General features: G+C 32.3%; 16 protein-coding genes, 1 tRNA gene and 1 rRNA gene. 4 read left to right on the top strand and 14 right to left on the bottom strand.

Translation table 11 applies throughout. The annotated features are described in order from the left end of the window. Positions 1-5: 5 nt before the first annotated feature. From pdhA to porU, 4 genes are all read right to left on the bottom strand, one after another. Positions 6-1,004 (bottom strand): pyruvate dehydrogenase (acetyl-transferring) E1 component subunit alpha, encoded by a 999-nt coding sequence (gene pdhA / locus LOS89_RS02070; RefSeq protein ID WP_231836068.1) that lies wholly within the window; start codon positions 1,002-1,004, stop codon positions 6-8. A gap of 160 nt (positions 1,005-1,164) precedes the next feature. After that, a complete protein-coding gene (gene cdd, locus LOS89_RS02065) occupies positions 1,165-1,644 on the bottom strand; it encodes a cytidine deaminase (protein WP_231836067.1) in 480 nt (159 codons plus the stop codon). A 65-nt stretch (positions 1,645-1,709) separates the two neighbouring features. After that, on the bottom strand, positions 1,710-2,924 hold the full coding sequence (gene porV / locus LOS89_RS02060) for a type IX secretion system outer membrane channel protein PorV (RefSeq protein WP_231836066.1): 1,215 nt from the start codon (positions 2,922-2,924) through the stop codon (positions 1,710-1,712). Positions 2,925-2,963: 39 nt separating this feature from the next. Then, positions 2,964-6,881, bottom strand: a complete 3,918-nt coding sequence (gene porU / locus LOS89_RS02055) for a type IX secretion system sortase PorU (protein WP_231836065.1) — start codon at positions 6,879-6,881, stop codon at positions 2,964-2,966. 211 nt (positions 6,882-7,092) lie between these two features. Between porU and gldJ the strand changes: the two genes are divergently transcribed. Both gldJ and LOS89_RS02045 read left to right on the top strand, forming a co-directional pair. After that, entirely contained in the window at positions 7,093-8,802 is a 1,710-nt protein-coding gene (gldJ, locus tag LOS89_RS02050) for a gliding motility lipoprotein GldJ (protein ID WP_231836064.1), read from the top strand. Positions 8,803-8,880: 78 nt separating this feature from the next. Continuing rightward, the gene (locus tag LOS89_RS02045; protein WP_231836063.1) at positions 8,881-10,167 is read left to right on the top strand and encodes a UDP-N-acetylmuramoyl-tripeptide--D-alanyl-D-alanine ligase; all 1,287 of its coding nucleotides are present in this window, start codon (positions 8,881-8,883) and stop codon (positions 10,165-10,167) included. Between the two features lie 134 nt (positions 10,168-10,301). Here the strand turns inward: LOS89_RS02045 and LOS89_RS02040 are convergent. The 9 genes from LOS89_RS02040 to LOS89_RS02000 form a co-directional block, all read right to left on the bottom strand. Beyond that, positions 10,302-10,376 (bottom strand) — tRNA-Val (locus LOS89_RS02040). A gap of 82 nt (positions 10,377-10,458) precedes the next feature. Then, positions 10,459-11,673 (bottom strand): bifunctional folylpolyglutamate synthase/dihydrofolate synthase, encoded by a 1,215-nt coding sequence (locus LOS89_RS02035; protein WP_231836062.1) that lies wholly within the window; start codon positions 11,671-11,673, stop codon positions 10,459-10,461. Between the two features lie 114 nt (positions 11,674-11,787). Beyond that, a complete protein-coding gene (locus LOS89_RS02030) occupies positions 11,788-12,201 on the bottom strand; it encodes an energy transducer TonB (RefSeq protein WP_231836061.1) in 414 nt (137 codons plus the stop codon). A 2-nt stretch (positions 12,202-12,203) separates the two neighbouring features. Beyond that, positions 12,204-13,010: an energy transducer TonB gene (locus LOS89_RS02025; RefSeq protein WP_231836060.1), complete on the bottom strand. Its 807-nt coding sequence runs from the start codon at positions 13,008-13,010 to the stop codon at positions 12,204-12,206. A 6-nt stretch (positions 13,011-13,016) separates the two neighbouring features. Beyond that, positions 13,017-13,412 (bottom strand): ExbD/TolR family protein, encoded by a 396-nt coding sequence (locus LOS89_RS02020; protein WP_231836059.1) that lies wholly within the window; start codon positions 13,410-13,412, stop codon positions 13,017-13,019. Then, positions 13,412-14,116: a MotA/TolQ/ExbB proton channel family protein gene (locus tag LOS89_RS02015; RefSeq protein WP_231836058.1), complete on the bottom strand. Its 705-nt coding sequence runs from the start codon at positions 14,114-14,116 to the stop codon at positions 13,412-13,414. Before LOS89_RS02015 ends, LOS89_RS02020 begins: the two co-directional genes overlap by 1 nt. 47 nt (positions 14,117-14,163) lie before the next feature. After that, positions 14,164-15,522, bottom strand: a complete 1,359-nt coding sequence (gene nhaD / locus LOS89_RS02010; protein ID WP_231836057.1) for a sodium:proton antiporter NhaD — start codon at positions 15,520-15,522, stop codon at positions 14,164-14,166. Positions 15,523-15,532: 10 nt separating this feature from the next. Then, entirely contained in the window at positions 15,533-16,759 is a 1,227-nt protein-coding gene (locus tag LOS89_RS02005) for a Glu/Leu/Phe/Val dehydrogenase dimerization domain-containing protein (RefSeq protein WP_231836056.1), read from the bottom strand. 88 nt (positions 16,760-16,847) lie between these two features. After that, positions 16,848-17,909, bottom strand: coding sequence for an anhydro-N-acetylmuramic acid kinase (locus LOS89_RS02000; RefSeq protein ID WP_231836055.1), 1,062 nt, complete (start codon positions 17,907-17,909; stop codon positions 16,848-16,850). A gap of 96 nt (positions 17,910-18,005) precedes the next feature. Between LOS89_RS02000 and LOS89_RS01995 the strand changes: the two genes are divergently transcribed. Together LOS89_RS01995 and LOS89_RS01990 are read left to right on the top strand one after the other, a co-directional pair. Then, positions 18,006-19,145, top strand: a complete 1,140-nt coding sequence (locus tag LOS89_RS01995; protein WP_231836054.1) for an acyl-CoA dehydrogenase — start codon at positions 18,006-18,008, stop codon at positions 19,143-19,145. Positions 19,146-19,218: 73 nt separating this feature from the next. Beyond that, positions 19,219-19,857 carry an endonuclease III domain-containing protein gene (locus LOS89_RS01990; RefSeq protein WP_231836053.1) on the top strand — a complete coding sequence of 213 codons (639 nt, stop codon included), beginning with the start codon at positions 19,219-19,221 and terminating at the stop codon, positions 19,855-19,857. A gap of 87 nt (positions 19,858-19,944) precedes the next feature. Here LOS89_RS01990 and rrf read toward each other — a convergent pair. Beyond that, positions 19,945-20,054: ribosomal RNA gene (gene rrf, locus LOS89_RS01985) — 5S ribosomal RNA — on the bottom strand. Positions 20,055-20,104 lie beyond the last annotated feature (50 nt).

The raw sequence follows: 20,104 nt of genomic DNA, 5'->3' as shown, positions 1-20,104 counted from the left end.
AGTTCTTATAATTTATGTGGGATAAATGGATAATTTTCTTGTTCGTAAACTACATCGTACAACTGTTGTGCTTCAGGGAATGGAGATTCTTCAGCGAATTTTTCACATTCTGCAACTAAATCAGCAACACGTTGATCGATTACTTCAATTTCTGCTTCAGTAGCATAATTGTTTTCTTTAATAACATCTAAAACTTGAATAATTGGATCGATTTTTTTATACTCTTCCACTTCATCTTTCGTTCTATATAATTGTGCATCAGACATTGAGTGTCCTCTGTAACGATATGTTTTCATTTCAAGGAAAGTTGGTCCATCTCCACGACGTGCTCTTTCCATTGCTTCATGCATAGCTTCAGCAACTTTAACAGGGTTCATTCCATCAACTGGTCCACATGGCATTTCGTATCCTAAACCTAATTTCCAAATATCTGTATGATTAGCCGTTCTTTCAACAGAAGTTCCCATTGCATAACCGTTATTTTCAACGATAAATACAACTGGTAATTTCCAATTCATAGCCATATTGAAGGCTTCGTGTAATGACCCTTGACGAGCAGCACCATCTCCAAAATAAGTTAAAGTAACACCTCCAGTATTAAAATACTTATCTGCAAAAGCAATACCTGCTCCTACAGGGATTTGCGCTCCAACGATACCATGACCACCATAGAAACCATGCTCTTTTGAAAAGATATGCATAGAACCTCCCATACCTTTAGAAGTACCTGTTACTTTTCCGTATAATTCAGCCATTACCTTTCTTGGATCAACTCCCATACCAATTGGCTGAACGTGATTACGATAAGCAGTAATCATTTTATCTTTAGACAAGTCCATCGCATGTAAAGCTCCAGCCAAAACAGCTTCTTGTCCATTATATAAATGTAAAAAACCTCTAACTTTTTGTTGGATATAAACTGCTGCAAGTTTATCTTCAAACTTTCTCCAAAATAGCATATCTTCATACCACTTTAGGTAAACTTCTCTTGTAATTGGCTTCATTTTAGTTTGTTTTTATAATACAATTTAATCGCAAATTTTTCATTTAATTTTTACGATTTTACGAACAGCAAAAATACTACATAGAACCTGATTGAAAAAATTAAATTCTATGATTTTTGTAATTTTTATAACAAAATCGAAAAAAAAAGTTACGAAATCGTTATAGATGATTCTTGTCAAAAACCAAAGGCAAGATATTTTTCAAAGAATCTGATTTATAAATATTTCCTTTAGCTCCCATAAAGAAAATTGCAATATCTAAATCTTGCTTAAATTCATATTCAGCGATTGCTTGTCTACAACTTCCACATGGAGGAATTGGCTCATCTAATTCTCTATCTTGAGGAGAAGCCGTTATAAACATTTTTACAATCTTAGCATCTGGGAAAGTTGCACCAGCATAATAAATTGCAACACGCTCCGCACATAAACCAGATGGATAAGCTGCATTTTCTTGATTAGAACCTTGAATTACTACTCCATTATCTAATAATAAAGCTGCACCAACGGTAAATTTTGAATAAGGAGCGTAAGCCTTAGCTCTTGCTTCAACTGCTTGATCCATTAAACTAACTTCCTCTTGAGATAATTCATCTTTAGAAAGTACCGAAATTGTTGTGTTAATTGAAATTTGCTTCATATGTAAGGAAAAAAAATCCAAATTCTAAAAAAGAATTTGGATTGTTTATTAATTTATTTTTTTAATTATAACTCATCGTAATTATCACCAAAGTTAAACGTTAAAGAAAAACGTAATGTGTTTTCTAATGGGTTTCTAACTTTAGATGCAGAGAACAAGTACGATACATCGATTTTTACTACGTTGTATTTAAAACCTGCTCCTAATGTAAAAAACTTTCTTGCTCCTTTTAATTCATTTTCATTAAAGTAACCTAAACGTAGCGCAAATGAATCTTGATACCAATATTCTGCTCCTAACGCCCAAGTAAACTCTTTTAATTCTTCCGAAAAACCATCAGGCGCATCTCCAAAAGATTTAAAAATACCACTTGTCCAACTAGTTTTTCTATATTCAGAAAGTGCTTGATCATTAGCTTGTTGTGCAGCTGAAGGAGTAATATCTCCAGGATCATCAAAATCTCCATCACCATTCGAGTCAAATTCAAAAACTGTTTTAGGGGGTGTCGGAACTAAAAGTTTAGTAACTTCAGCAATTACTCCTATTTTATTATACTCATCAAATATAAAATCAAAACCAGCCCCTAAACGCATATTAGCCGGTAAAAAGTTATCATTTAAATCATCACTATCATAACTAATTTTTGGACCTAAATTTTGAAAGTTAAAACCAGCTCTCCATCTCCCATTAAAATCCGTGTAAGCCATTTCTTCAGATTGATAATAACCTGCAATATCAACTGCAAAAGTTGTGGCAGCTTTAACATCATTATTTACATCTGGAATTCTTAATGCAGAACGAATAAATCTTCCGCCAACAGCCATAGAAAATCGTTCACTTAATTTTAACGAATAAGAACCATCTAAAGCAAATTCATTTGGGTTAACCGTTTGAACAACCTCATAAGGATCTGGAGTTTGTCTCAATTCAATATCTCCTAAACCAAAATAACGAAACGATGCTGCAAAAGCGCTTCGTTCGTTAATTCTATTATAATATGACAATTGTCCTAAAGAAATATCGTTTGCAATACTAGACAAATAAGGCGTATAACTTACAGAAAAACCTTGTTTTTGAAGTGAAAAAGCAAATTTAGCAGGATTGTATTGTTGCGAAAAAGCATCGGCAGAAGTTGCTACTCCCATATCTCCCATACCAGCCGAACGAGCATCAGCAGCAATTAACAAGAAAGGAACTCCAGTAGTTATTACTCTATTTTCTTGCGCTTTAACATATTGACCTACAATAAATAAGGTTAATAATATAGCAATTTTTTTCATTTTATTCATAGAAATTAATTTGACAAATATAGTATTTTATTACAGTATTACAAGTTTCTCATACTTTTCAACGGTATTCCCGTTTGTAGTAGAGCGAACTTTTAATTTATAAACATAAACCCCTTTTCCGATTTTGTCACCAAAATCGTCTCGACCATCCCATTTTATATCTCGACATAAAAATCCATCAGTTACTACTTGCTGATTGATTGTTTTTACCAATTTACCTGAAATAGTTAAAATTTGCACTTGAACATCTAAAGGCTCAAAAGGCATGTTGTGATTGAACCAAAATTCAGTATAACTCACAAAAGGATTTGGATAATTTAAAACCTTTTCAATTCTTAAGCCATCGTCTGAACAAATAGCGTTGAACTGAATTTCAGCTGTTACCAAATTATTGTAAACATCCCAAGCTTTAAATAAAATCGTATGCATTCCAGGCGTTAAATCTCGAAATGGGAATCTCACAAAACCTTTTGTATAATCATCGTTTTCAGTTTCATAATATTCATTCAACACATACGGATTTGACTCATCTCCATCTAAAATTGCAACAATATCATGACCAATACCACTTGCCGTATTTATTCCGTTTTCATCTTCTAGAAAAGCTAACAAAATAGGAGAACAATTGGTAATTCCACCCGAAACAAAGCCTTCATCATTCATGTGCAATCTTACTCTTGGAGGATTTGCATCACTAACCGCATTTACGTTTACACCACCAATTTGGATTGCTCTATCATATCCTGTTTGATTATCAAGATTTGGAATATTTCGCTTAGCGTAAAAACTTATTTTACCGTTTCCGACAGGAATTCTAATATCTTGCGGAACTACAAAACTAAATTCAAATTGCCCATTATTTACGGAAGCATTACCTCTAAATATAGTTTCGCCCAAAGTTTCAAAATCCATTTTTATTAGCTGACCAGCAGCAAAAAAATTACCCATTATTGACATTCCGCCTGGACTTGGCGCAACAACCCCATTATTAGCCAAAGTAGTTCTATCAATATCTTTATCAAAAATCTGAACCGCCAAATCTCCATTATAACCCGAGATTAAAACATTGTTTTCATCTCTTACTTCACCATTAATTTTAACCAAACTCAATGCTTGCATAACAGGCAAAGGCTGACCAACCGGCACATCGTTAACTTTTGTCAACACCACTTGTTTTCTTGGAATTGCTAATTTTAAAGCAGGATCACCAATACAAAATACAACGCGTCTATTATCAGAACCAGTACTTAACTTTGTTAATCTTAACGCTTCAGCAATTGTTGGATAATCATCAGAACCAAAAGCATATAAATCTTCACTAAAAAGATTATTCATTACAAAACCAGTAGTAACACCTATTTGTCTTGTAGTAGCAATCAACCCAATAGCTCCTCCACTTTTATTCCAATACATGTACTCACCTCCCGTAAAACGGTTTGGATCATCAAAACGTGTAAACTCACATGTTATTGTAATAAATAATGGATATCTGTAGCGATTGATTAAGTTTTGTGCATCTAATTTTTCAAAAAGTCTTTCTCTTGCTAACGATTCTTCATTTCCATGACCAAAATAATTAAAAACTAAAGCACCAAGCTCCAAAGCATCTAAAAAGTCATTTTTAGCCTCTGGGTAACGTTCTCCTCCAGCAGCAACTTGTTGTAAATAAGCATCGGTATGGATTTTTTTAACGTTTACAAATGGTTTTTGAGTTGTTAAAACATCTGCTAAATTATCCAAACCAAATTGTAATGTTGCATCAGTTGTATTATCAGCATCATCCGAATAGATAACATAATTATTTCGCCATCTACCATATGATTTTTCATCATGGTACTCAATTACTTTATCAACCATTTCTTTTGCTTGAGAAACGCTTGAAACCAACATTCTACCAACAGCAACATCAATTCCATCAAAACCACCTAACATTTGCCCTTCCCCATTATCCATAAGACCATAGAAATCATCTGACATAAAAGAAGAATACAATGAAAAATTAGAAATATTATTTACTTCAGAAGCCAAAGGATTGAATCCATGAAAAACCGGAACTATATTCGTATTATTAAAAAGTCTGCTTTTGTAATCATAAGACGCATCTCCAAAAAGATTCACATATTTAACACTTGTAATTCCAGGATTTGAAGCATTCCAATAAACATATTTAACCAAATTTCGGATAGCCGCAATATCTTGTTTACCAGATGAAAATTCTTGGTAAACCTTTTCTAAAGTAATAACTCGAACTCTAAGACCCGAATTGTTTCTATGAAATTCCGCCAAACGTTCCGCTTGTGCAAGTAAAAATTCAGGAGTAAAAATTAAATAATCGATATCTTGAAAATTTCCTTGCGCATCTTTAAAGATTGTTCCTTTGATATTTTGATTAGCTACGTTAGCATTTGACTCACGTAAAGGAGCATAAACATCGGCTAAATCAACAGCTACATATTTTCTTGCCGAACCTAAATCAACTTTGAAATTAAAATTAGCACCAGTTGTATTTTGATAAGTTGTTACATTATACAAATCGGTAACATCCCAAACTTGAGAAATTCCGGAAGCATTTGTAATAGCATATTCACCTATTCCTATATTAGTTTGCTCTTGGTCATTAAAAAACAAAAACTGTTTAGAATAACCAACTAAATTTCTCTTTACTTTTAGTCGAATAAAATCCAAATACCCATTTGAACTTGGAACGCCACCATTATTATAAGTTAATGCAATCGAAACATTTGGACTTGTTGCATTAAAAACATTATTCAATGCTGATTCATAACCTTCAATACCACTACCAGTTGTTAACTGAGGAAAAATAACGGTTCCTAAATCGACATTATTAGCTTTAATATTAAATGATGTATTCCCAAAAGACTTTGAAGCCATATTTACTTTTACCTGTACTGGCACAGAAGTATCTATGTTTGGAAAAGAAAAATCAAATGTTTGTAAATTATTAATATTGAACTGTTCACCAAACCATCTTCTCCCTACTTTTCCAGCATTAACTAAGTCTTTTTCATAATAATGCACATCATCAAATTGAGTAAAAACCATACTCGATGCATTTGTAGGTTGTTGCGCATTAGCAATCCTTTTACCTGCACCTCCTGTAGAAGTAACATAATAATACGATTTATCAGCAAATAAATTCACACTAGTCAAACTCTCTTCATTCCAGGTATCAACACCTTCAGCATAAAAAAGTATATAATCGCTGTTATCAAAAACCCCATCATCCTCACCAATAAATTGAACAGCATTTTCTTCTAAATCTTCAGAATAAGGAAGTGAATTATTCAAAGGCAACATTCTTCCTCCATTACCATAAATTTTAATATTACGCGGATCTACATTTACATTAAAACCTAAACTTTGCAAAAATGTCTTTGAGATTTTATAAATCCCAGATTTTTCAACATAAAAACGATACCAGCTACCCGAAGCTAAAACCGAATTAGAAATTGATTGTGTAACATTTTGAAATTGAGACCGATTTGTTAAATTTCCATCTAATGAATAAGTAAAAGAAACCACTTTCTTAAAAGTATTTCCCTCTTTAATAATAGGATTCAGCGTTAAAACACCTTTTATATCGTTTCTTGCCTGAACAATTTCTACCAAAGGAGATAATGTTGTAGCAATTAAAGTTTTATCTAAATCGTAAAGTTCAGACAAAGAAATAGTTTGATAATTAACATTCGTTATTCTTAAACTACTAGGATTAGACGAAGCCGAAACCTGAATTATCTTTCTAAATTGTATTTTCTTTAAAGGAACATCAATATTATAATATTGCATATCAAACTGAGGAACTTTGATTGAAGTTTCACTTAAATCAAAATTTACATTTGAATTCCAATTAATAGTAATATTATCTGACTGCTGTGCAAAAGCAAGCGTAAAACCAAATAATAACAAGTTTAAAATAATCTTTTTCATCAGCAATAAAACGCGAATAACATATATATATTACAAAGAGAAAAAAAATATTCATTTTATTCTAATTTTTTATAATAAAACTTAGCATAAAACGTTGTAAGAGAAAGGATTTTAACATAGAATTATTTTTTTTTTACAAAATTTTAAAAACATGTTGCATTTTAATTCATTATTATTATCTTGCGACACTAAAATTATTACCTACTAAAGTATGAAAATTAAGAAAATTATGGCTTTAAAAGTGTTAGTAGTATTAGCACTGGCATTAGGTTTTACAGGGTGTAGCAAAAAAGGAAGCACTAAAGGTGGTTCTACTGCTACTGGATGGAAAATCAATGACAAAAAGGGTGGATTTCAGTTTAACGACAAGTTTAAACAGCAAGAAACTCCTCCAGGAATGATTTCTATTGAAGGTGGTACTTTTACTATGGGTAAAGTACAGGATGATGTTATGCATGATTGGAATAACTCTCCAAATCAACAACACGTACAATCTTTCTTCATGGATGAAACTGAAGTTACAAACAAAATGTATTCTGAATACTTGTTTTGGGTAAAAACAGTTTTCCCTCCAACAGAAGAAAATTACAAACATATTTATAATGGAGCTATTCCAGATACTTTAGTATGGAGAAATCGTTTAGGATATAACGAAACGATGACTAACAACTACTTAAGACACCCAGCTTACGCTGATTATCCTGTAGTAGGTGTTAACTGGATTCAAGCTGTTGAATTCAGCAAATGGAGAACTGACCGTGTTAACGAAAATATCTTAGAGCGCGAAGGCTACCTTAAAAAAGACAACAAAATTAAATTAGGTTCTGACGTAACTGCTGAGAACTCATTCAGTACTGAAACTTATATCAATACTCCATCAAAAGCTTTTGGTGGTAATGAAGAAGTTGTATTGAAAAAAGAAATGGGTAAAGGTAGAAGACAAGCTGCAGATACTGCTAAAAACGTTTATGCTCAAAGAAGTTCTGGTTTAATTTTACCAGAGTACAGACTTCCTACTGAAGCTGAATGGGAATATGCTGCAACAGCTTTAGTTGGAAACAGAGAATACAACATTTACAAAGGACAAAAGAAATACCCTTGGAGTGGTCAATATACTCGTTCTTCTAAAAGACAATATAGAGGTGACCAATTAGCGAACTTCAAACAAGGAAAAGGAGACTACGGAGGAATTGCTGGATGGTCTGATGATGGTGCTGATATCACTAATAAAGTAAAAAGCTATGCTCCAAATGATTTTGGATTATACGATATGGCAGGTAACGTTGCTGAGTGGGTACAAGACGTTTACAGACCAATGGTTGATGACGAAGCAAATGACTTTAACTACTTCAGAGGTAACGTTTATACTAAAAACAAAATTGGAGAAGATGGAGTTGTTGAATTAGTAACTTCTGATAACATTACTTATGATACTTTAAGTAACGGTAGAATTATGGCTAGAAATTTCCCTGGTCAAATTGCTCAAGTTCCAGTTGATGAAAACGAAACTTATTTAAGAACACAATTCTCTACTTCTGACAACAGAAACTATAGAGATGGTGATAGACAATCTACTCGTTTCTACAAATTCAATGATTCTGAAGAAGGTGAAGGAGAAAGCGCAGGTGGTTCTGAGAAATTCAGAATGTACGAAGCTCCTAAACACTCTATTACTGCTGACAGTTTAGGTAAAATGAACAAGAAATTTGATAAATCTAACAAAAGAACTACATTAATTGATGACAATGTTAGAGTTTACAAAGGAGGTTCATGGAGAGATAGAGCTTACTGGTTAGATCCAGCTTCTAGAAGATTCTTCCCTCAAGATATGGCTACTGACTACATCGGATTTAGATGTGCAATGTCTAAAGTAGGTCCTAAGTCAAACAAAAAGACTCCTAGAGGAAATCCTAAAAAATAATTTTCATACAAAATACTTAAAAAAGCCCTTTCGATTGAAAGGGCTTTTTTTTATCTTCGTTTCTTCAAAAACACAAACATGACCACTATTAACACTTTACATTCTTTATTTTTAAATTGCTCAGGCGTTTCAACTGATACAAGAAAAATAGATCAAGACTGTCTATTTTTCGCGCTTAAAGGCGAGAACTTTGATGCAAATACTTTCGCTAAAGAAGCAATTGAAAAAGGAGCCAAATATGTGGTTATTGATAATCCAGAATTTCAAATAGAAAACAAGACTTTATTGGTAGAGAATTCATTAGTAGCCCTACAGGAACTAGCTAAATTTCATAGAAACCACTTAGGTTTACCCATTATAGCCTTAACTGGTAGTAATGGAAAAACAACAACTAAGGAACTGATTCACGCGGTCTTATTAAAAAAGTTTAAAACTCTAGCAACAATAGGTAACTTAAACAATCATATTGGAGTACCACTTACACTACTTCGTTTCACAAAAGAAACTGAAATTGGAATCGTAGAAATGGGAGCTAATCATCAAAAGGAAATTGAGTTTTTATGTCAAATTGCGCAACCAGATTATGGTTATATAACCAACTTTGGAAAAGCGCACTTAGAAGGATTTGGAGGAGTTGAAGGCGTTATTAAAGGTAAAAGCGAAATGTATGATTATTTAAGAACAAATAACAAATTAGCGTTTGTCAATTTAGACGATTCTATTCAAAAAGAAAAAACAAAAGACATTAAACAATATAGCTTTGGACTTAACTCTAATGATTCCAATGTAATAATTACCAATATTGAAGCAAATCCAATGGTAAAAATTACTTTTAATGAAATTACAATTCATTCACATCTGATTGGAATTTATAATGCAAATAATATTAATGCCGCTATAACTATTGGAAAGTTTTTTGAAGTTTCAGATGAATTAATTAAAGAAGCTATTGAACATTATATCCCTGAAAATAATCGTTCTCAATTAATTCAAAAAAACACTAATGAAATAATTCTTGATGCTTACAATGCCAATCCAAGCAGTATGGCAGCAGCTATTGAAAATTTTAAACAATTAGACAAAGAAAACAAAATTGCTATATTAGGTGATATGTTTGAATTAGGAGAAGAAAGCTTAGCTGAACACAAAAAAATTGTTGAATTATTAGAAAACAATAGCAACATAACAACTTACTTTATAGGAAAAGATTTTTACTCGAATCGAATCAAAAGTAACCATCTTCATTTCTTTGAAGATTTCAATTCTTTTTCAAAATTCATCGAAGTAAACAAACCAACGAATAGTCTACTTATTATTAAGGGTTCAAGAGGAATGGCTTTAGAGAGAATTTTAGAAAGTATATAAACCAAAAAACTCATGTTAATTTTTTTGCTTTGGGCTAATAAAGCTAAAACGCATTAATAAAAAAAATCACAAAGAGTTGAAATCAAATATTTTGAAAATAAAAAATCCTACATTTCTGTAGGATTTAATTTTTGTGGGCAATAAGGGATTCGAACCCCTGACCCCCTCGGTGTAAACGAGGTGCTCTGAACCAGCTGAGCTAATTGCCCCAATAAAGTGCTTTACTATTTCTGTATTGCGAGTGCAAATATACAAGGATTATTTGTTTCTGCAAGTCTTTTTTAAAAAAAATTAAACAATTTCTGCTACCACAAAAGTACTTCCTCCAATATAAATAAAATCCGATTTTTTAGCCGATTGCATTGCCGTTTCATAAGCTTCTGAAACAGAATTAAATGCATTACCAACTAATCCAAAAGCAGCTGCTTTTTCCTGTAAAACTTTAGCATCTAATCCTCTTGGAACATTTGGCTTACAAAAATAATATTTTGCATTTTTAGGAAACAAAGGCAAAATACTTTCCAAATCTTTATCATTTACAACACCTAAAACAAAATGCAATGTATCAAAATGGTGCTTTTGAATTTGATTTAAAACAATTTTCAAACCATGACTATTATGTGCAGTATCGCAAACCACAAATGGCTCTTTATTTAATATTTGCCATCTACCTAATAATCCCGTATTCTCAACAACATGCTTAAACCCAAGTTTAATATGTTGTTCTTCTATTTTAAAATGTGTTTGAAGAAGTTGAATCGTTTGTATAACAGTTTTCTTGTTATGAAACTGATAATCTCCTAACAAACCACACTCATACAGTACTTCCGAATTTTCAGATGCGAAATAAATAGGTGCGTTTTCAGATTTTGATTTTGAAATAAACACTGGTTTTGTTTCTTCTGTAAATTCTCCAACAACAACAGGAACATCTGGTTTAATAATCCCAGCTTTTTCACCAGCAATTTTATCTAATGTATCTCCTAAAAATTGTGTGTGATCAAATCCAATGTTTGTTATTACAGAAACTAATGGTGTTATAACGTTGGTTGAATCCAGTCTTCCTCCCATTCCAACTTCAATAATAGCCACATCTACTTTTTCAGTTGCAAAATAATCAAAGGCTAAACCTACAGTCATCTCAAAAAAGCTAAGTTGATTTGATTCAAAAAAAGACTTGTTTTGAGCTACAAAATTGACCACATAATCTTCAGAAATCATTTCACCATTAATTCGGATACGTTCACGAAAATCTTTTAAATGAGGAGAAGTATACAATCCAACTTTATATCCTGATTCTTGAAGTATAGAAGCAATCATTGAAGACGTTGAACCTTTTCCATTAGTTCCCGCAATATGAACCGATTTGAATTTAGTTTCAGGATGATTAAGGTGTTCAACTAACAGCAATGTATTTGTTAAGTCCTTCTTATAAGCAGAAGCACCTTGCATTTGAAACATAGGTAACTGGTTAAACAACCACGTTGTAGTTTCTATATAAGTCATTTTTATTATTTGAAACGAATGGTTTGGGCATTCTTGTGGTCCATATTCCCGCTATACATTACAAGCCATGCTAATGCATTGGATTTTCATTACTATCGGGGTTAGTTGGTAAAATTATGGGATTTCTTGTCTAAAAACAAAAACAACATAACCAATTTGAACATCAGGAGCATTTTTGTCTTCTTTCCACTTAAACATCTTAGCTTTATCAATACTTGCCTTAATCAAACAAGAAGAACTATTTGTTGTACCACGTGATACTTGAGCCGTAATAACTTTTCCTTCTTTATTTACTTTAACTTGTATTACAACTTTACCTATCTCTTCACATTTTAAATCCGTAAAATTAAAATCTGATTTCTCTGTAATTCTACCGTTTAAATGAAGATTTGTTTGAACATTGTTATTTCCATAAAAACTATTAGCATAGGTTGATTTTTCGGGCTCACCTTTTCCATAACCATCACCATCAGAATTTTGCCCAAAAGTCATTATAGAAAACAAAATGAAGAAGTAAAATGATTTCATATTTACTCACCCACTTGAAAGTTAACAACCACAAACCCAATTTGAGTTTCTGGAGCATTGGCATCGGGTTGCCATTTGAAAGTTTTAGCAGTTTCAAGTGCAGGGTTAACTAAACATGGATTCGTATTTGTAGTACCTTGAGAACGCTCGGCCTTAATAACATTTCCTTGACGGTTTACCCAAATTTTAACAACTACTTTTCCAGATTCATTACAATCTTGAATCTTTTTACTATTTCCAGATAATTTTCTTCCAGCTAATCCCCAACCTGTTCCTTTTCCTGTTCCAATTCCATCACCAGAACCGTTTCCATAGAAACTATTCGCGTACAAACTTCCGTTAGGATTGCCTTTATCGCCTCCTTCATCATCATCACCATGACCACTTTGAGAAGTTCCATCTTGTTTAGGTCCTTTCAAAATACTATTTAAAGCACTGTTATTTGGCTTTGTTGGTTTTGTTTCAACTGGTTTAGTAACAGGTTTTGTTTCAGAAGGTTTCGTTACTGGCTTTGTTTTCTCTTTTTTAGGCAAAGTTATTGGTGCTTCTTCATCTTGCGTTAAAACATCATCTTCCTCTGCAGGAGTTGGTTGCGACTGCGCTTGATCAGGAGATGTTTGCACAGGTTCTGTAGGTTGTATTTCACCACTTCCGGTATCACTTGTTCCAAAATTAACAGCAATACCATTTTCAGGTGGCGGATCCATATATGTTAATCCTAGAACTGCAAACAATAGAAAAAGTATCACAAAAATAACTGATGTTATTGTGAAAGATTTTTTTTCTTCTGGAGTTTCTAGAAAATTCATTTTACACTATTTAGGATTAACCGCAATAACCATTTTAATCTGATTTCTATAAGCAATTTCCATAACCTTTACCACTTTTTCATGTGGAACCGATTTTTCAGCTCTTAAAACAATCGCTTTATTTTCGGAATTTGCCATTAAAGCCATTAATTGACTTTCTAAATCTGCTTCATTGATTTTATCTTTATCAATGAAAAAATTCAAATCTTTATCAATACTAACAGACGTACTTTTATTACTATCTGTTTTTCCTTTTGCTTTTGGCAAAACCAAATCTAAAGCATTTGTTGTAACCATTGTAGAAGTTAGCATGAAAAAGATTAACAACAAGAATACAATGTCGGTCATAGACGACATATTAAATTCTGTTGAAACTTTATTTCTTGTTTTACCTAACTTCATTATACTGGCTCGTTTAATAAATCTAAAAAGTCTACTGCATTAGCTTCCATTTGATTTACTACTTTATTTGTTTTTACAACCAAGTGATTGTATCCAACGTAAGCAATAATACCAACAATTAAACCAACAACTGTAGTTGTCATAGCAGTATAAATACCTTCAGCTAAAGCGCCTACTTCAATTTGACCACCACCACTTGCCATTTTATGGAAAGCAAGAATCATACCAAGTACTGTTCCTAAGAATCCAACCATTGGACCAGCTCCTGAGATAGTAGCTAACATACTTGTATTTTTCTCTAATTTATACAATTCTAAATTACCTGCGTTTTCAATAGCAGTGTTTATATCTTCAAGCGGTTTTCCGATTCTCGAAATTCCTTTCTCGATTAATCGTGCAACAGGAGAATTTGTTTGAGCACATAACATTTTGGCAGCATCAATTTTTCCAGACATAATATTCATTTTAATATTATTCATAAAACTAGCATCAATTTTAGATGCTTTATTGATTGCCATTAAACGCTCAAAATATAGAAAAAGGGCAGCAAATAATAGTGTAAATAAAACTATCATTATCATTTGACCTCCAATTCCTCCACTGGTTAACAAACTCCAAATAGACAATGTTTTTTCAGTTGGTTGTGCTTCTGTTGCTACTTGACTTGCTACAGCCAAACTATCGGCTTGAAGAAATAAACTCATAAATTACTATTTTGTATTAAAAACGTATATAAATTTCAATTATTGTTTTAATGTGCATTAAGAAGAAAATCTCTTAAAATTACAAACACTGCACTACCTGCTAAAAATCCAATTAAAGCTAATCCTCCAATTTTTTTCAAATACCAGAAGAAGTCGATTTTTTCCATTCCCATTGCTACAACACCTGCAGCAGATCCAATGATTAAAATACTTCCTCCTGTTCCAGCTGCATAAGCAATAAAATGCCAAGCAGGCTCATCCATACCAATTTGAAACATTCCGATACTTGCGGCAACTAAAGGTACATTATCAATTACTGCAGAACCAGCACCTAGTAAAAGTACTACTAAATCAGAAATTTTAGTTGACGCATGTTCTGTACCTAAATAAGGAACATTTGCTTCTAAAGCTCCTGCAAAATCAAATAACATTCCTAATGATTCTAAAGCAGCAACAGCCATTAAAATCCCTAAAAAGAATAGTAAACTAGGCATTTCAATTTTAGATAATGATTTATGAACTGGACTTTGATGTGAATGCGTATCCTCACCCATTGCATGTCCCACTCTAAATTTTCTATTACTTAAATATTCTGCAACTGCAGCTACAACTGCCAATGCTAACATCATACCAACATATGGAGGTAAATGCGTAATTGTTTTAAAAATAGGAACAAAAAGAATTCCACCTAATCCTAAATAAAACATTAATGCGCTACTCGTGTTTTCTGGCTTATCATCCATTGGAATTTCTTCAATCTTTCCTTTAAAAATTGAAAGACGAGAAGCAATTAATGTTGGTAAAGCATAACACACAATAGATGGTAATAAAACATGAATTATTAATTGATTTGCAGATACTTTATTTGCAATCCAAAGCATTGTTGTTGTAACATCACCTATTGGAGACCAAGCACCACCAGCATTTGCAGCAATTACAATTAATCCTGCAAACCACAATCTTATTTCTTTATCACTAATAATTTTTTGTAAAATAGTGATTAAAACTATAGTAGCTGTTAAATTGTCAATGATTGCAGACAATACAAAGGCTAAAGTAGAAAACAACCATAGTAATTTTATTTTACTCTTTGTTCTAATGAAAGATTTGATTGTAGAAAATCCATCAAAATAATCAATGATTTCAACAATTGTCATTGCTCCCATTAAGAAAAATAGAATCTCTGCTGTTTTACCTAAATGATGAAGCAAAACTCCTTCTAAATGATGACTTTCTTTTCCTACACCTGGGATGATTTCAAAAACATCCAAATGATTTACAGCGATTAATGCCCACAAAATAGCCATCATAGCTAATGCGGGAATTAGTTTATCTATTTTAAACGTATGTTCCATAGCTATGGCCACATAACCCAGAACAAAAACTGACACTAATAATAGTTCCATTTATATATAATTAAACAAGTTGTTTTAAAGCAATTTCAAAAGCAGTAGCACTAATATTCTTTTTATCAGAATTTAATTCGTAGGCTTTTTGAATTGCATTTTTTATTGTGTTTGAAGTATCTGAAAAAATAGCTTCATCTGTCATTTGTACTTTTTTCTCCATGAAATAAGCAAATACTCTTGCCATTCCACAATTTGCGATAAAATCTGGAATTAAACTAACTTTTTTATCAGTTTCTTCCATAATTGGACCAAAGAAAATTTCTTTATCTGCAAAAGGAACGTTAGCACCACTTGAAATAACTTCTAAACCTGAAGCCACCATACTATCTACTTGCTCTTTTGTAACCAATCTAGAAGCAGCACATGGAGCAAATACTTGTGCACCCATAGACCAAATCTTCTCATTAATTTCAGCAAAAGGAATCATGTTATCGGCCACCAATTTATTACCATCTTTATTCAAGAATAAAGTTTTAATCTCTTCAAACGAATAACCATTTTCATTAATTAAACCTCCATCTCTATCGATAATACCAACTACTTTAGCACCCATTTGAGCTAAATAAAAAGCAGCTGCTGAACCTACATTTCCAAATCCTTGAACAATTGCTTTTTTACCTACGATACTACCACCATAAATATCATAATAATGACGCGCTGCTTCAGCCACACCATAACCTGTAATCATGTCGGCAACTGTATATTTTCTATTTACATCTGGAGAAAAGTTTGGATTTTCAATTACCTTAATTACACCTTGACGTAATTGTCCAATTCTATTAATTTTATCTGCTTCAGTTGGCTTAAAATGTCCGTTAAAAACACCTTCTTGCGGATGCCAAACACCACAATCTTCTGTCATTGGAATAACTTCGTGAATTTCATCAACATTTAAGTCACCACCTGTTCCGTAATAATTTTTTAATAATGGAGAAACGGCTTTATACCATCTTTCTAAAACGCCTTTTTTTCTTGGGTCATTTGGATCGAAATTAATACCAGACTTAGCTCCACCAATTGCTGGTCCAGAAACTGAAAACTTTACTTCCATTGTTTTTGCTAATGAAAGTACTTCATTCATATCTAATCCTTTACGCATTCTAGTTCCACCACCTGCAGCACCACCTCTTAACGAATTGATTACTGTCCATCCTTCTGCATCTGTTTCAGGGTCTTTCCAATTAAATACTATTTCTGGTTCTTTATTCTCAAATTTTTTTAATAAATCTTTCATTGTGTTGGTTAAATTTTCTGTTTTACAAATATACATATTCTGTTTAAGCCTTAAAACCTAAACGTTTTTTTTTGGTTTTTTATAACAATTACATAAACACTACTCCTGACGAATGATCTTTATTTGCACCTGTTACTGAGGACAGTACATTAATTTCATTTCGTAATTTTAAAACTCCTAAAAATCCAAAAATCAAAGCTTCTTTAAATTGAATTGTCTTATCATCTGGAATAACAATCTGTGCTGTAGGTAAATAATTACATAATCTTTCGATTAAAAATTGATTATAAGCTCCTCCACCAGTTATCAATAACTTTGCATTAGATTTTGAACAAATTTCAGCGATTTGAAAAGCGACATGCTCTACAAAAGTTCTAAGTTTATCTTTAACATCTATTGAAAATGAATTCATAATTGGAAAGATTTCCTGATTAACAAACTCCATTCCTAAAGATTTTGGATAGGACGCTTTATAGAAATCTAAACTGTTTAATTTTTGCAATAAATCTTCATTAAGGTTTCCTAATTTTGCCAAATTTCCTTTGTCATCGTAATCAAAACCTAATTGATTAGCATAAAAATTTAAAACAGTGTTTACGGGAGAAATATCAAATGCTATACGATTGCCTTTTTCATTAAATGATACATTTGAAAACCCTCCTAAATTCAAACAATATTCATAATCAGAAAAAAGTAATTCATCTCCAATTGGCACTAAAGGAGCCCCTTGACCTCCAAACATTACATCTTGCACTCTAAAATCACAAACAATAGTTTGATTAACCAAATCTTTAATGATTGGAAGATTTCCTATTTGAAGCGTGAAACCATTTTGTGGTTGATGTAAAATGGTATGACCATGACTACAAACTGCATCAATTTCTGTAATGTCATTTCTGGAAATAAAATCTGAAATTACTGAGGCCAATAATTTTGTATAAGCCACATTCAAATCCTGTAATTCCTTTTCATTATAATGAATTGCTTCTTTTAAAATATTTAGCCACATATCAGAATACGAAACGGTTTCGGAATGTCCAATTTCGAATACCCAATGTCCTGAATAATTGAATTTTATGCAAGCTAAATCGACTCCATCTAACGATGTGCCCGACATAACTCCTATAACGTTATAGTTTTCTTTAAACATGGGTTAAAATTACAAATTGTTATTGAAAATTTGGTAATAAATATTTACATTTGGTTCCTGAAATTAAAAAATTATCAAACATTACATCTAAATAATATGGATTTTAAATTAACCGAAGAGCATTTAATGATTCAGCAAGCTGCTAGAGATTTTGCTCAAACAGAATTATTACCTGGAGTTATAGAACGAGATGAGCATTCAAAATTCCCAACAGAGCAAGTAAAAATGATGGGAGAACTTGGGTTCTTAGGAATGATGGTTGATCCAAAATATGGTGGAGCTGGTTTAGATAGCGTTTCTTATGTTTTAGCTATGGAAGAGATTGCTAAAGTTGATGCATCAGCTGCAGTAATCATGTCGGTAAACAACTCTTTAGTTTGTGCAGGATTAGAAAAATATGGTTCTGAAGAGCAAAAAGTAAAATACTTAACTCCACTTGCTAAAGGTGAAGTTATTGGAGCTTTCTGTTTATCTGAGCCTGAAGCAGGTTCGGATGCAACTTCACAAAGAACAACAGCAATCGATATGGGTGATCATTATTTAGTAAACGGGACAAAAAACTGGATTACTAATGGAGGAACAGCTTCTACATATTTAGTAATTGCGCAAACTGACGCATCAAAAGGCCACAAAGGAATCAACGTTCTTATCGTGGAAAAAGGAATGCCAGGTTTTGAAGTAGGTCCAAAAGAGAAAAAAATGGGAATCCGTGGTTCAGACACTCATACTTTATTATTTAACGATGTAAAAGTTCCAAAAGAAAATAGAATCGGTGCTGACGGATTTGGATTTGCTTTCGCAATGTCAACTTTAAACGGAGGAAGAATTGGAATTGCATCTCAAGCGTTAGGTATTGCACAAGGAGCTTACGAATTAGCGTTAAAATATTCTCAAGAGCGTGTTGCTTTTGGAAAACCAATTTTTAATCACCAAGCTATTGCTTTCAAATTAGCTGATATGCATGTAAAAATTACATGTGCTAGATTATTAATTCACAAAGCTGCAACTGAAAAAGATTTAGGCGAAGATATCGCACACTCTGGAGCTATGGCAAAATTATACGCTTCTGAAATTGCATTAGAAGTAGCAAACGAAGCTGTACAAATTCATGGTGGTAATGGTTACGTAAGCGAATACCATGTTGAAAGAATGATGCGTGATTCAAAAATTACTCAAATTTACGAAGGAACATCTGAAATTCAACGAATTGTAATATCTAGAGGATTAGTAAAATAATCATATCTAAAACAAATACCTAAAGAGCCTAAACTAAAAGTTAGGCTCTTTTTTTATATCTTTAAAATAAAAAATGCTTTTTAACGAAGAATGGGATATAAAACTCTTACCGATTTTAAATTTGTATAAAGGAAGAAAACATCCTTTAAATTACGAAAATCATTATCAATTACTAATAATGGTAATTTTATCTACTCAAGATTCAGATGCAAATATTAATAAAATAGCACCTAATCTTTTTGCTATTTATCCAAATTTAGAAAGTTTGGCTGTTTCTAATACCGAAGCATTAATACCACACATTTCAAAAGTTAGAAATTTTAGTACAAAAGCAAATTGGATAATTAAAATTGCACAACATTTAAAAGAAGATAAAAATATTCCATCAATCATGGAACATTTAGTTGCTCTTAAAGGAATTGGTAGAAAATCTGCTAATGTTATTATGAGAGAAATGAAATTACCTGCCGAAGGCATAATAGCAGATTTACATGTAATAAGAGTAGCACCCAGAATTGGCTTAATATCTGAGTCAAAAGACGGAAATAAAGTAGAAAAACAATTAATACAGGTGCTTCCTAAAGAAATTTGGAGTGAAATAGGAATGTCACTCTCTTTTTTAGGACGTGAAATTTGTCGTCCAACAAATCCAAAATGTGATATTTGTCCTATAAATACTAACTGTAATTACAACAATAGTTCAAATACGTAGTTATAAATATCATTTTACACGAAGTATTATTTCCAAAACCATATAAAAACAAAAAAGCCTGTCTAAAACTAGACAGGCTTTTCAAAAGAAAGGCGGCGACATACTCTCCCACATAACTGCAGTACCATCTGCGCAGTCGGGCTTAACTTCTCTGTTCGGAAAGGGAAGAGGTGAGCCCCGACGCAATAACCACCTTAAGAGGTTAAATTGCTTTGAGCAATTTTTCAATAGTTAATTACTAATTATC

It is taken from the genome of Flavobacterium channae, assembly GCF_021172165.1.
GTDB lineage: Bacteria > Bacteroidota > Bacteroidia > Flavobacteriales > Flavobacteriaceae > Flavobacterium > Flavobacterium channae.
The sequence above is the reverse complement of the archived record's forward strand: the minus strand, read 5'-3'. Positions and strand labels throughout refer to the sequence as shown.